The sequence below is a fragment of the Lutibacter sp. genome, from assembly GCF_021647475.1.
In the GTDB taxonomy this organism is placed as follows: domain Bacteria; phylum Bacteroidota; class Bacteroidia; order Flavobacteriales; family Flavobacteriaceae; genus Lutibacter.
The window spans coordinates 28,884-42,623 of the sequence record NZ_JAKIUR010000024.1 but is presented as its reverse complement, the minus strand read 5'-3'; the positions used below and the strand labels follow the sequence as shown (position 1 = coordinate 42,623).

The following is a 13,740-nucleotide window of genomic DNA, read 5'->3' as shown; positions in this document are numbered from 1 at the left end:
TAGCCTTGAACCTCCTGAAAAATGAACAAACTAAAAAACTGTCGGTTAAAAGCAAAAGACTCAAAGCGGCTTGGGATGAAGACTATTTATTAAGGATATTGAAAATAAAAGTGTGAGTTTGCCCTGAGAAAAAACTGTAAATAAAATGTTATGTGTCAATTTTTTTTTACATTCGCTATCATGGAATTTTCTGAAGTATTAGGACAAGAATATTTAAAAAATCATTTGATAAAATCTATTACAAATGATAGAATTTCACACGCACAATTATTTATTGGTAATGAAGGCAGTGGCGTTTTACCAATGGCAATTGCTTATGCTCAATATATTTTGTGCAATACAGGTAATGATAAAAAATCTTGTGCATTAAAATGTTCGAAACTAACGCATCCTGATTTGCATTTTGCGTTTCCTGTAACTACAACGAGTACGGTTAAAAAGCATCCCGTTAGTAATTTCTTTTTAAAAGAATGGAGAGATTTTATTACTACTAATCCTTATGGAAATTTATTTGAATGGTTACAATTATTAGGTGTAGAAAATAAACAAGGTCAAATTGGTGTTGATGAAGCTGATGAAATTGTAAAAGCTTTAAAACTAAAATCGTATGAGGGTGGTTTTAAAGTAATGATTATTTGGATGGCTGAAAAAATGAATATCTCTGCTGCAAATAAATTATTAAAATTACTAGAAGAACCTCCTGAAAAAACTGTCTTTTTGTTAGTTGCTGAAAAAGAAGAGCAACTAATTGCCACTATAAAATCGAGATGTCAGATTTTATATTTTCCTGCCTTATCAGAAATTGATATTGAAAATGGATTAGTAAAAAATGAAGGAACCGATATTTCTATAGCAAAACAAATTGCCATTCAAGTAAATGGCAATTACAATAAAGCACTTCACCTATTACATAATGATACCGCTGACGAACAATTTGAAACTTGGTTTATAACTTGGATTAGAGCTGCTTTTAAAGCAAAAGGAGATAGCTCAGTTATTAAATTATTAATTGATTGGAGTGATTTAATTGCAAAAACAGGTCGTGAAACTCAAAAACGATTTTTACAGTATTGCATTCAGTTTTTTAGACAGGCAATGTTATTGAATTATAGTGCTACAGATTTAGTTTTTTTGAATCCAAAAACTCCTGGATTTCAATTGGAAAAATTTGCTCCATTTGTACACAGTGCAAATATTTTAGAAATTTCTAAGGAACTTAATGATGCAATTTACCATATTGAGCGTAATGGAAATGCTAAAATTATTTTGTTAGATTTATCGATTAAACTAACACGGCTTTTACACAAAAAAGAAAGTTAAATTTAGGCTAAAAAATGAGGCTGTCTAAAAAGTAAAGTTTTCGTCATTCTGAACTTGTTTCAGAATCTCATCTTTCTGATTACCAATCATTATGAGAACCTAAAACAAGTTCAGGATGACGGTTTTCAATACTTTTTATACAGCTTTATCTTATTGATTATCAGTGTTTTATACTATTTTTATCAAAATCTGCATTTAAAATATCTAATACTTGATGGGTTACATCTAATTTAGTATCACCATACATAACCGTTCCGTTTCCTGAAGTTCCTAAAATCAGTTGATATCCTTTAGCTTTAGCAAAATTGGCAACCAAACTATCCACACGTTTTGTTATTTTTTCACTTTCTGTTTTATTTTCATCTTGCAATTGCCTAGCTGCCTGTTGTTGATTTAATTGCAACATTTGTTGTTGTTGTTGTAATTCTTTTTCAACTTTAGCTCTTGCACTAGCCGACATTTTTTGTGCTCGTTGATAATAATTTTGAACTTTAACTTTAAAAGGTGCTTGTAAACTATCTAATTGTTTAGAAATTTTTTCTTGTTTAGTTTTTAATTGTGTTTCTAAAACTTTAGTAGCTTTATAATCTTTCATTAAATTTTCAACATTTACATAACCAATTTTTGTTTGGTTACAAGATGCTAACATAATTGCAAAAGCAAGTAATACTAATTTTTTCATTTTTATATTTCTTTTTGGTAAAATTAAATCGGTGCGAATATAAAAACAAAAACTTAGTAATAACCCAGAAATTTATAGTATTGTTTTTATTTATTCAAATTAAATTTATTATAAAGATATTTTATTAAAAGCGACTTGATTAAAACTGTTTTCGCGGATTTAAAAAAATTATAAATATATTCTATTGATTTAATCCATAAAACTCTTTTAAAAGGCTTTAAAATGGTTTTTATTCGTTTTTTAACACATATATTAATGAAGAATACTCTTTAGAACGAATAGCTTTAAAATTTGACCAGCAACCCACAAAAAAAGCTTTTATAAAATTTGATTTTTTAGATTTATTTTTTTCGCTTAATAAAGCAACATAATAAGCATCAAATTTCATAGGAAGAATTTTAACTAGGTTTATTTGATGTTTTAAGAAAATAGATTGTACTGATTTTTTAGAAAAATGCCAAAGATGTCTGGGAACATCAAAAGCTGCCCAATATTGTTTATAGTAATTTGCATCAAAACTTTTAAAATTGGGAACTGCAATAATTAGAATTGCATTCGGCTTTAATAAACTTTTAATTTTAAGGATATAATCATCTAGATTTGGAACGTGTTCTAAAACATGCCATAAGGTAATTACATCAAATTTAGATTCATTAATATCATCTAAGTTTTTATAAACAGACTCTCCTATTTTTTTAGTTGCAATTTTATTTGCTTTTTCATTTGGCTCTACTCCAAAAATCTTATAGTTATTTTTTTTACAAGCTACTAAAAAATCACCTGTACCACACCCAATATCTAGAAGTTTTTTTTCTTCTTTTGGAAGCAAATTAATTACATTTAACTTGTGCTTTATGTTTATTTTTTTTACAAGTTGATAAACCTTATCAAATATGGTTTTGGAAGCATCGGTATGAGAAATATATTCTTCGCTTTTGTAATAAGAAGATAATTTATCTAAACTAGGAACAGGAGTTGTTTCTAACATATCTAGTTCTTTATTATAAACTAAATCGAATTTTTCATTAGATACTAAATAATCTTTACACGATAAATAGCTATTATTTTTTGTTTTCAATTAAATGGATTTTGACTTAAATATATATTATACTGAATTCTTAAATTATCTAAAAAAGAATATAGTTCATTTTTAAACTTTGAACCTTCTTTTAAATAATCCTCATTTCCATCATCGGTAACTGTTATTTCAATAAAATTATAAACATGACCTGTTTGAACCAGTTCATCTAAATCTTTATTATAACCTGGATCAAAAGAATCTTTTCTGTCTTTTGAAAACAGATTAACTAAAGAAATATATTTACTTTCATTAACTGTAAAATAAACAGTTAAATTAAAGTTTTTATTAGTTGATCTTAATACATTATCTGTAAAATATATTCTTCCTTTATATCTAAAAACTTTATAATTCTTCTCTAAAAACTGAACAAAGTTTGAAGCATGTTTTTTATTTAAGAAAACAAATTTAGTATATTTTTTATCTTTCTTTTTTGAGTGTGATTTGGCTTTAACAATTTTATATGTAGGGATGCTTTTAACTGTTTTAACAGGAATACAACTTTGTAAATTACAAACCAAAAACCATGTTAATATTGAAAATAGAATTCTTTTAATCATATCAATTTTTATAAATAATGTTATCAAAATTAAGCTACTATACTAATATGTTTCACGTGGAACACATTAATTTTATCTTCCCATATATACTAATAAAACAGAAACATCACTTGGTGAAACACCACTAATTCTACTTGCTTGTGAAATAGTTGCCGGTTTTATTTTAGTTAATTTTTGCCTTGCTTCTATGGATAAAGATTTTACTTTTTCGTAATTAAAATTAGTAGGAATTGGAACATTTTCTAATCGGTTTAACTTATCAGCTTGGTTTTTTTCTTTTTCAATATAACCGGCATATTTTACATGAATTTCCGTTTGTTCAATTACTTCATTATCTAAATTATATTCAGTAACAAATAAGGTTACACTTTTAATTTTTTGAATGTCTTCAAAGTTTAATTGAGGACGAGCAGCAATTTTAAATAGCTTCATAGATTGACTAATACTAGCCGAATTGTTAGCTTCTAAAATTGGATTTATTTCATCTGGTTTAACACTTGTTTCTTTCAAAAACTTAACAAATAAATCTGTTTTTTCTTGTTTTTCAATAACCCGATCCATTCGTTCTTTAGACGCTAAACCTAATTTAAAAGCTAACGGAGTTAATCTTAAATCGGCATTATCTTGTCGTAATAAAGTTCGATATTCAGCACGAGACGTAAACATTCTATAAGGCTCTTCAGTACCTTTAATAATTAAGTCATCGATTAAAACTCCTATATAAGCTTCATTTCGTTTTAAGATAAAAGGAGCTTTATTTTGAACTTTTAATGCTGCATTTATTCCTGCCATTAAACCTTGAGCCGCCGCTTCTTCATAACCCGTAGTTCCATTAATTTGACCTGCAAAATATAAATTCTCAATCAGCTTTGTTTCTAAAGTATTAGTGAGTTGTGTTGGTGGAAAATAATCATATTCAATAGCATAACCATATCTTAAAAACTTTACCTTTTCAAAACCTGCTACTTTACGTAATGCTTTATCTTGAACATCTTCAGGTAAAGAAGTTGAAAAACCATTTACATAAATTTCTATAGTATTCCATCCTTCAGGTTCCACAAAAATTTGATGTCTATCTTTAGTAGCAAAACGATCAATTTTATCTTCAATAGAAGGACAATATCTTGGGCCTACACTTTTAATTCTACCATTAAACATTGGCGATCTATCAAAACCTTCACGCAATAAATTATGAACTTCTAACGAAGTATAACTCATATAACAAGAACGTTGTTCTTTTAAAGCAGTTGTTGTTTTTAAATAAGAAAATTTTTCAGGATGTTCATCTCCAGGTTGCTCAATCATTTTAGAAAAATCCAAAGAACGTGCATCAACTCGTGGTGGTGTTCCTGTTTTCATTCTACCAGATTCAAATCCTTTTTTGACCAAATCTTCTGTAATTCCTATTGCAGCACTTTCACCTGCTCTACCGCCTCCAAAAGATTTATTTCCTATATGAATTAAACCATTTAAAAAAGTACCAGCAGTTATAATAACTGTTTTCGATTTTATTTCAATTCCTAAAGCAGTTTTAACTCCGATAATTTTATCATTCTCAAATAATAATCCTGTAACCATTTCCTGATAAAAATCTAAGTTATCAGTTTGCTCTAACATATTTCTCCAAGTTTCTGAAAATCGCATTCGATCACTTTGAGCTCTTGGACTCCACATAGCCGGACCTTTAGATTTATTCAACATTTTAAATTGAATAGCTGTTTTATCGGTAACAATTGCACTATAGCCACCTAATGCATCTATCTCTCTAACAATTTGACCTTTTGCAATTCCACCCATAGCAGGATTACAACTCATTTGAGCAATATTTTGAAGGTTCATAGTTATTAATAGTGTTTTGACTCCTAAATTAGCACTTGCCGCAGCTGCTTCTGCACCCGCATGACCACCACCAACAACTATTACATCATAAACTGTACTAAACATATTCCTAAAAATAAAGTTCCACGTGGAACAATTAATTTAATTTTTTTAAACACCTCTCTTCTTGAGCTCTCATATTTTCAGCATCTTCAGTATTTTTATCTTTAAAACCAATATAATGCAAAACTCCATGAATTATTACTCTATTTAACTCGTTATCAATACTTTGTGAGTATTTACTTGCGTTTTCCTTAACACGTTCAACAGAAATAAATATATCGCCAGAAATTTCTTTACCTAAGGTATAATCAAAACTTATAATATCGGTTAAAGTATTGTGTTTTAAAAACTCTGTATTCAATTTAAGCAGATACGTATCATCACAAAAAATATAATTGATTTCACCTTCTTTAAAACCATAATCTATAATACATGATGAAATCCAAATCCTAATTTTTTCTTCATTTTTTAGTTTAAAATCTGTTTCGTAATTGAAAATAATCATACTGTTTAATTATTAGTTTTAAAGTATGCGTTTACCTTTTTCTTATAAATTGTGCGCAAAGGTAAGGATTGTCTGTTTAAAATTTCATTATTATTAAAATACTCCTTTTTAAAATTTAGGTTTTGAATAGGTTTTGACTTTAAATATTGATTTCCTGATTTTGAAGCTCTTTTAGAATCTTTTCCCTGTTCTTTTAACGCATCTTCTAATTTTAACAATTCTTGTTTAATCTCCTTCATTTTTTGAATTGCATTTTTTGTAATTCCATTGCGAAGCATTTCTTGTTCTAATTCTTCCATTTTTTTAGAAGGATTGCTTCCTTTTCCTAATTTAGAATTATTGTTTTTTAATAGTTGCGAAAGCATTTCTTTAAGAAAAGCTTGTTGTTTATAAATTTCATATAGTTCAGCATTTCTTTGTTCATTTTGATTTCCATTTTCTCCTTGCTCCACCTTATTTCCTTGCTGCCCTTTTTTCTTTCCACCTTTATTATCCCCTAATTTTTTAATTAAATCGCCTTGTTTTTTTATAATATCCGGCAAACTAAATTCTTGACTTCCAGATTTTCCTTTTCCAAAACTAGGTGAAGCATTCATTAAACTTTCTAATAATTGACTTAACATATTTGCTAAATTATTAACGGAAGTAATTACAAAACGTTGGTCGGAAATTCCGTTGTCAAAATTATTATCTGAAAAATCACTTAACGCTTGATCTAAATAAAAATGAGTATTTGAAACTTCAGTTTGAATGGTGCTTTTCATTTTTACCATCCGTAAAGAAAGCACGTACAAACTATCATCAATATGGTTAAAATATTCTTTTAAGGTTTGTTGTTTTCTTATGTTTTTAGGATAATTAGGATGCTTATTATCGATAACCGAAGAGGCTTTATATAGGTTTTCTTGCATAAAAGAAAATTCTAATAAATTATCTACTATTTTTCTTAAATCATCAATATTCTCATCAATTTGTTCACCTTGCATGGCTTCCATGCTGCTTTGCATTTTATCGGATAATTCTTTCATTTTACGTGCGGCAGACTTTTGACTTTTAGCAGCATTACTATCTTTATTTTGCAATTGTTGTGCTGCTTTTTTAGTGTTTTTATTTATTTCAGAAGCTACTTCTTTGTATTCAGCTAATTTCATAGGGCGATTTAATTGCTGATTTTGTTGATGTAGTTCTTTTAATTCTCTTTCAATTTTATCAAATTTATTATTAATGTTTTTTTGTTTGGTTACGCTACTATCCTTTAATTTCTCTTTTGCTAGTTTAGTTTGATTCTCAGAAAGCTGTTTAAGTTTTTCACTAATTTGATTAGATTTTTGCTCTACATAAAATCGTTTTGTTAATTCTAATAATCGTTCTAAACTTTGCTTGTTTCGTTTGCTTTTTTGGGTTAATTCTTTTAGCTTTTTTAATAAATCTTCTTTTTTAAATTTATCTGTTAATTTATTCAACTCATTGAGTATTTTTTGCTGCTCAAGTAATTTTTTAGTTTCCTCAATTCGTTTCTTTAAAGCTTCTTTTTTATCCTTATTAACAGGTTTGACATCTTCATTTTTAAGATTGTTATCAATTTGATTGGTTTGTTTTAAAAATTGATTTAAGTAGTTATTTTGTCTTTTTAAAAATTGCTTTAATAAATTAGAATCTTCCCAATTAATGTTGGGTTTATTTTCAATTTCTTTTTTAAATTTTTCCAGTTCTTGATTGTTATTTTTATTTTTTAATAACGTATTTGAAAAACTATTTAAATTATTTTGCTGCTCTTCAATAATTTCTTGTTGAACTTCTTCTTTGGTTTTTATATAGTAAGTAAAAAGTTTACTCTTTGTTTTTTTACTACCGTTTACGGCATCATTATCAAACACTTCAAAATAGATATTGTAATTTTTACCTTTTATTAAATTTTCAAGAGTTGGAAAAATATAATAAAAGTCAGAAATGCTATTTTTTGAAATTTGAATTGGAGTTTTATAATGTAAATTAGGCTTGTCTGTAGCATAATAAACTAGCTGTAATTTACTTACTTTATAATCATCACTAACTTGCCCAGCAAATTGAATAGGACCTCTACTCACTGAATCTAAATCCGAAGCAACCGTGATTTTTGGGAATTCATCTTTAATTACCTTAATAGTATAATTTAAAAATTCATAATTGTATAATTGCTCATTTGAAACTGATATTTTATAACCAAAATCGCTATTAATTTTTTTACTAAAACTAAAATAATCTCTAGTGTTCTGTGTAAAATTATATTTTTTATCCTTTTCGAAAAAACTAACTGTGTCTGTTTTTTGAGTATTTATTTGCCAAAATATTTGTGTTCCTTCTGGTACAATTACATTTCCTGTATTAGCAATAACTTCATTTTTTTTGCTAGTATAACTTGGATACTTTATAACCATTTTCATATCTATTATACTTGGCTTTGCAAGGCTTTTCACATTAAATAGTTGAGAATTAAAATTATTTGCTTTAAAATGAAAATTAAAAGAGGTATTGATTTTAGAAAAAGTATATTCAAATTTTCCAAACCCTTTATTAACTAAATAATAATTTTCATTTGCAAAGGAAATAACGGCTTCATTAGGAATAGCATTTCCAACAATTTTCATTTCAATTTTTAAAGGATTTCCCTCTACAACTGTTAATGATTTGTTTAAAATTTTAAATTGAAAAGGTGCAGGTTTTTTATAGATTGTGTTGTAATGTACTACTCGTTTAAAACTTTGATTAAAAGAAGAGCTATTTCCTGTTAAATAAATTACTCCAGAAATTAAAAGTGGAAAAATAGCGTACTTTAAGTATTTTTTATTGGTTGAAAAATGAATTGCTTTTTTAAAAGGAATTATTTGCAATTGTTTTGAACGCTGTTCTATACTTGCTTCAATAAGTTCATTATGTTGATTTAACTTTTGTAACTGCAACATATTAAGTAGTTTATCACTAACTTCAGGAAAATAATTTCCAATAATTTTAGATGCATTTTCTTCTGAAATACCATCTTTTAAACCAATTAATTTAGCAATAGGAATTGCAATAAAAACAATTACTAATAATAACGCCACAGCTATAAAAATCCAAAATAAAATAGTTCTTAGTAGAGGAGATAACCATAAAACAGATTCAACAAATAAGGTAAAAATAAAATATAGTAAACCTATGGTAAAAAATAATAATAGTCCTTTAATCAGTTTATTAAAGTAATATTTTTTAATAAACTGATGTAATTTAACTTGTATGTTAATCAAATTTTTCAATTGTAAACTATTCTATTTTAATTGCTAAAAATACTCAAAATTAGTAGATACCTCTACAATTTAACATTTTAAAAACTTAATTAAAAAATTCATCTAAACAATATCTTTACTTAAAATGTTTGAGTTAGTAAGTTAAAATTTATCTTTGCACTTTAAAATAAGAAAACATGAAAAACGTTCGAGTACGATTTGCACCAAGCCCAACGGGACCTTTGCATATTGGAGGTGTTAGAACTGCACTTTATAATTATTTATTTGCAAAAAAAAATAACGGAACTTTTATTTTACGAATTGAAGATACCGACCAAACTCGTTACGTTGAAAATGCTGAAAAATATATTATTGATGCTTTAAACTGGTGTACCATTCCTTTTGATGAAGGCCCTGATAAAAATGAAAAATTTGGATCTTATCGGCAATCAGAACGCAAAGAAATTTACAAAAAATATGCGGTTGAATTAATAAATAAAGGAAAAGCATATTATGCATTTGATACCGCTGATGAATTAAATTTTCACAGAAAAGACCACGAAACAAAAGGTAAAACCTTTATTTATAATTGGCATAACAGAGCAAAACTAACCAACTCAATTTCTCTATCTAAAGAAGAAACCAATAAACGTATTACAAACGGTGATAAGTATGTGATTCGTTTTAAAATGCACGATTCGTCAAAAGGTGAACACGGAATAATTGCTACAACAGATATAATTCGCGGTCACGTTTCGTTTAAAACAGAACTTTTAGATGATAAAATTTTATTTAAAAGCGATGGAATGCCAACGTATCATTTAGCAAACATTGTGGATGATCATTTAATGGAAATAAGTCACGTAATTCGTGGTGAAGAATGGTTACCATCACTTCCACTTCATATTGCTTTATACAATGCTTTTGACTGGAAATCTCCTGAATTTGCTCATTTGCCTTTAATTTTAAAACCTGTTGGAAAAGGAAAATTAAGCAAACGTGATGGTGATAAATTAGGATTTCCCGTTTTTCCTTTAGCGTACACAAATACTGAAACCAACGAAGTTTCTAGAGGTTATAAAGAAGATGGTTATTTTGCCGATGCTTTTATAAATATGTTAGCTTTATTAGGATGGAATCCTGGAACAGAACAAGAACTATTTTCACTTAAAGAACTATCAGAAGTATTTAGTTTAGAACGTGTTAGCAAAAGCGGTGCTAAATTTAATCCAGAAAAAGCAACATGGTTTAATCAACAATATCTTCATCAAAAAAGCAATGAAGAATTAGCTAAATTATTTATTCCAATTTTAGAAAAAAACGTCATTTCGGATGAAATGAAGCAATCTCAAAACTTAAATAGATTACCACATTCCTACGCTCCTCGTAATGAAAAAGAGTTGTTTAATATTGATTATGTTGAAAAAGTAGTTTCTTTAATTAAAGAACGAGCAAGTTTTGTTCATGATTTTTGGAATTTAAGTAGTTTCTTTTTTGTCGCTCCAACAGAATATGATGCTAAAGCTGTAAAAAAACAATGGAAAGAAAGTACACCAAGTTTAATGAAAGAACTAATACCTGTTTTAGAAGAAATTTCTGATTTTACTTCACCAAATATTGAAATAATTATTAAAGAATTTATTACTTCTAAAGAAATTGGTTTTGGTAAAGTTATGCAACCTTTTAGATTAAGTTTAGTAGGTGCGTTAAAAGGTCCTCATTTATTTGATATTGCTGAAATGATTGGAAAAGACGAAACGATAAACCGGATTAATAAAACTATAGAAATTTTATAAGTATTACCCGTTGTGCATTATGATAAAATTTCGTCAATTCGAGTGAATTTTAGCCTTTTTAGGCTTAAAATTAGTATTGAGAATAGTTTTTTTAGTTAGAGACAATCGTTCTCAATACCATTTTTTATCAAAATTATCTGCCTTGCCGCCAAGCAGGCTCGAACTGACGTAACAGTAGGTTTAAAAAGTTAAAATGCACAACGGGTTAAATATCACTCTATTTTTACAACTTTTGTTACAAAATATCTTGTATCGCCCAACCAAGGAAATGTTCTATATCTTTCTTTATAAGTTAACTTTACATAGTCTCCTTGATATTTTTGAAGTAATTTAATTACTTCTTTTTCTTTATCTTCAACAGAAAAAGTAAAAACTTGTGCGTTAGAAACACCTTGACTTATTTCGCCTTCCCAAGTTTTAAAAATAACTCCTTTATAGCTAATTTTTACAAGTTTACCTGCTCTATATCCTTCACTATAAGTCATATAATAAATTACTAAAAAATAGGATGCAATCCCTAATATTATAACAAGAAAAACGCTAACTAATATTTTTTTCATAATCAAAATAAAAAAGTAAATATACTATTTTTAGTAATATTAATGTAACAAAGTAATGTTCTTTACTACTTATAAATTGTTTGCATTTGATTACTTATTAAATCATTGTATCTTTAACTAATTCATTAATCTTTAAAAAATTATTATGATAGAAATGTATTTTATAATATTTATTGTCGCTATACTAGTTCTTTCTGGACTTTTTACAGTAAAGCAACAAACAACCGCAATTATTGAACGCTTTGGAAAGTTTAATAAAATTTCACAGTCGGGTTTAAATTTAAAAATTCCTTTAATAGATAGAATTGCAGGACGCGTAAGTTTAAAAATTCAACAATTAGATGTAATTGTTGAAACTAAAACAAAAGATGATGTGTTTGTGCACTTAAAAATATCGGTTCAATTTCAAATACTTCGAGAAAAAGTGTACGACGCATTTTACAAACTACAAAATCCTGAAGAACAGATAACTGCTTTTATATTTGATACGGTTAGAGCCGAAGTTCCAAAAATGATAATAGATGATGTTTTTGTAAAAAAAGATGACATTGCCCATGCAATTCAACGCGAATTAAAAGATGCAATGCTAAACTATGGTTACGATATTGTAAAAGCACTGGTCACAGATATTGATCCTGATTCACAAGTAAAAGAAGCTATGAACCGAATTAATGCTGCAGAACGAGAAAAAGTAGCTGCACAATTTGAAGGTGATGCACAACGTATTTTAATTGTTGAAAGAGCTAAAGCGGAAGCCGAAAGTAAACGATTACAAGGTAGAGGTATTGCAGATCAACGTAGAGAAATTGCACGTGGTTTAGAAGAGAGTATGGTTGTACTAAATAGAGCCGGAATTAATAGCCAAGAAGCATCTGCATTAATTGTAATTACCCAACATTACGATACTTTACAAAGTATTGGAGCAGATACAAATTCAAATTTAATTTTATTACCTAATAATCCAAATACAGCTAGTAATATGCTAAATGATATGGTTACTAGTTTAGTTGCTGCAAATAAAATTAAAGAAGCTTCTCCTAAAACACCTAAAACAGATGATGATAATAAATAAGGAAATATAAAACACAAAAAAAGCCTGTATTGTTTAAATACAGGCTTTTTTTATAAAGAAAAACTAAATCTATTTTTTATCGCTTTTTTCATCTTTTTTTACTTCATCTTCTTCTTCTTGAGTAGCTTTTTTAAACTCTTTAATTCCGCTTCCTAAACCTTTCATTAGCTCTGGTAATTTTTTACCTCCAAACAATAATAATATTGCTAAACCAATAATGATCCATTGCCAAGGTCCTACAAATCCTAAAAAAATATAAAGTGCATTCATTATCTTAAATTTTATTGACTACAAAGATAGTAATTAATTCAAAAACTAAAATTAATTTTTATTTTTAATAGTGCCGCCTATAATTTTTTTAGTTTTTAAAACTTCAGGAGTTCCTTTATAAAAAATAGTTCCACCAAAACGAACCTTAGCATCTAAAACTTCTGACGTATTAACTTTAACAACAGCACCTGAAGCTGCTAAAGCAGTTGTCTGTTTACTTTTTACATCATAACCTTTGTAAATACCACCTGTTGTAGCTTCAATATTTTGGTTTTGTGTAGTACCTGTTAATTTAATAATTCCACCTGAAACAGATTTAATAGTTAGATATTTCACTTCAATTGGAATATTAATTTTTGCACCTTCTTGAGCTTTTACTTCTAATTGTTGCTGAATAATTGGTTCATCCGATTTAATAATTGCACCTTCATTTGCATCTAAAGTTCCTATTTTTTCTGAATAATTAATGGTAATAGTAACATCATCTGCAGTAAAACTATCAGGAAATTTTAATTGAATTTTTAAAATGCCGTTTGAATTTTTAACAGAAACATCATCAGCTTTAGAACCTGTAATAACAATAGTAGGTTTATCTGCTTTATGTAGTTTAACGGTTAATCCATTAAATACTTTTAAGGTGTTAAAATCACCTAATTTTTTAGTAATTGGCTCTTGTGCAAACGCAATTGAACCTACCAGAACAACTAATAGTGCTAGTTTTTTCATAATTATATTTTAATTAAAATTGTTTTTTATTTTATAACTACTAAAATA

General features: G+C 27.5%; 12 protein-coding genes. 3 read left to right on the top strand and 9 right to left on the bottom strand.

Translation table 11 applies throughout. The features are described from left to right. Nucleotides 1-180: 180 nt before the first annotated feature. Nucleotides 181-1,320 carry a DNA polymerase III subunit delta' gene (locus L3J60_RS07445; protein ID WP_291974865.1) on the top strand — a complete coding sequence of 380 codons (1,140 nt, stop codon included), beginning with the start codon at nt 181-183 and terminating at the stop codon, nt 1,318-1,320. A 160-nt stretch (nt 1,321-1,480) separates the two neighbouring features. Here the strand turns inward: L3J60_RS07445 and L3J60_RS07440 are convergent, their stop codons facing one another. From L3J60_RS07440 to L3J60_RS07415, 6 genes are all read right to left on the bottom strand, one after another. Further along, nucleotides 1,481-2,002, bottom strand: a complete 522-nt coding sequence (locus tag L3J60_RS07440; protein ID WP_291974864.1) for an OmpH family outer membrane protein — start codon at nt 2,000-2,002, stop codon at nt 1,481-1,483. A 229-nt stretch (nt 2,003-2,231) separates the two neighbouring features. Continuing rightward, nucleotides 2,232-3,080: a class I SAM-dependent methyltransferase gene (locus tag L3J60_RS07435; RefSeq protein ID WP_291974863.1), complete on the bottom strand. Its 849-nt coding sequence runs from the start codon at nt 3,078-3,080 to the stop codon at nt 2,232-2,234. Next, complete coding sequence (locus L3J60_RS07430; protein ID WP_291974862.1) at nt 3,077-3,640, bottom strand: hypothetical protein; 564 nt, start codon at nt 3,638-3,640, stop codon at nt 3,077-3,079. The genes L3J60_RS07435 and L3J60_RS07430 overlap by 4 nt, the downstream gene beginning before the upstream one ends. Nucleotides 3,641-3,712: 72 nt before the next feature. Further along, nucleotides 3,713-5,584, bottom strand: a complete 1,872-nt coding sequence (gene mnmG, locus L3J60_RS07425; RefSeq protein ID WP_291974861.1) for a tRNA uridine-5-carboxymethylaminomethyl(34) synthesis enzyme MnmG — start codon at nt 5,582-5,584, stop codon at nt 3,713-3,715. Nucleotides 5,585-5,615: 31 nt separating this feature from the next. After that, a complete protein-coding gene (gene ybeY / locus L3J60_RS07420; RefSeq protein WP_291974860.1) occupies nt 5,616-6,026 on the bottom strand; it encodes an rRNA maturation RNase YbeY in 411 nt (136 codons plus the stop codon). Between the two features lie 5 nt (nt 6,027-6,031). Next, nucleotides 6,032-9,298 carry a DUF4175 family protein gene (locus L3J60_RS07415; protein WP_291974859.1) on the bottom strand — a complete coding sequence of 1,089 codons (3,267 nt, stop codon included), beginning with the start codon at nt 9,296-9,298 and terminating at the stop codon, nt 6,032-6,034. Between the two features lie 167 nt (nt 9,299-9,465). Between L3J60_RS07415 and gltX the strand changes: the two genes are divergently transcribed. Continuing rightward, a complete protein-coding gene (gene gltX / locus L3J60_RS07410; protein WP_291974858.1) occupies nt 9,466-11,064 on the top strand; it encodes a glutamate--tRNA ligase in 1,599 nt (532 codons plus the stop codon). 212 nt (nt 11,065-11,276) lie between these two features. On the opposite strand, the gene L3J60_RS07405 is transcribed toward gltX, so the two are convergent. Further along, entirely contained in the window at nt 11,277-11,624 is a 348-nt protein-coding gene (locus L3J60_RS07405; RefSeq protein WP_291974857.1) for a 6-phosphogluconate dehydrogenase, read from the bottom strand. Between the two features lie 154 nt (nt 11,625-11,778). Here L3J60_RS07405 and L3J60_RS07400 point away from each other — a divergent pair, with 154 nt between their 5' ends. Next, on the top strand, nt 11,779-12,696 hold the full coding sequence (locus tag L3J60_RS07400; protein WP_291974866.1) for an SPFH domain-containing protein: 918 nt from the start codon (nt 11,779-11,781) through the stop codon (nt 12,694-12,696). 69 nt (nt 12,697-12,765) lie between these two features. Here L3J60_RS07400 and tatA read toward each other — a convergent pair whose 3' ends face one another. Next, the gene (gene tatA / locus L3J60_RS07395; RefSeq protein ID WP_291974856.1) at nt 12,766-12,966 is read right to left on the bottom strand and encodes a twin-arginine translocase TatA/TatE family subunit; all 201 of its coding nucleotides are present in this window, start codon (nt 12,964-12,966) and stop codon (nt 12,766-12,768) included. A gap of 51 nt (nt 12,967-13,017) precedes the next feature. Continuing rightward, nucleotides 13,018-13,692, bottom strand: a complete 675-nt coding sequence (locus L3J60_RS07390; protein WP_291974855.1) for a head GIN domain-containing protein — start codon at nt 13,690-13,692, stop codon at nt 13,018-13,020. Nucleotides 13,693-13,740 lie beyond the last annotated feature (48 nt).

Bases quoted from the DNA above. Each gene is read 5' to 3' on its own strand.
- L3J60_RS07445 (WP_291974865.1), top strand. From the start codon at position 181: ATGGAATTTTCTGAAGTATTAGGACAAGAATATTTAAAAAATCATTTG.
- L3J60_RS07440 (WP_291974864.1), bottom strand. From the start codon at position 2,002: ATGAAAAAATTAGTATTACTTGCTTTTGCAATTATGTTAGCATCTTGT.
- L3J60_RS07430 (WP_291974862.1), bottom strand. From the start codon at position 3,640: ATGATTAAAAGAATTCTATTTTCAATATTAACATGGTTTTTGGTTTGT.
- mnmG (WP_291974861.1), bottom strand. From the start codon at position 5,584: ATGTTTAGTACAGTTTATGATGTAATAGTTGTTGGTGGTGGTCATGCG.
- ybeY (WP_291974860.1), bottom strand. From the start codon at position 6,026: ATGATTATTTTCAATTACGAAACAGATTTTAAACTAAAAAATGAAGAA.
- gltX (WP_291974858.1), top strand. From the start codon at position 9,466: ATGAAAAACGTTCGAGTACGATTTGCACCAAGCCCAACGGGACCTTTG.
- L3J60_RS07405 (WP_291974857.1), bottom strand. From the start codon at position 11,624: ATGAAAAAAATATTAGTTAGCGTTTTTCTTGTTATAATATTAGGGATT.
- L3J60_RS07400 (WP_291974866.1), top strand. From the start codon at position 11,779: ATGTATTTTATAATATTTATTGTCGCTATACTAGTTCTTTCTGGACTT.
- tatA (WP_291974856.1), bottom strand. From the start codon at position 12,966: ATGAATGCACTTTATATTTTTTTAGGATTTGTAGGACCTTGGCAATGG.
- L3J60_RS07390 (WP_291974855.1), bottom strand. From the start codon at position 13,692: ATGAAAAAACTAGCACTATTAGTTGTTCTGGTAGGTTCAATTGCGTTT.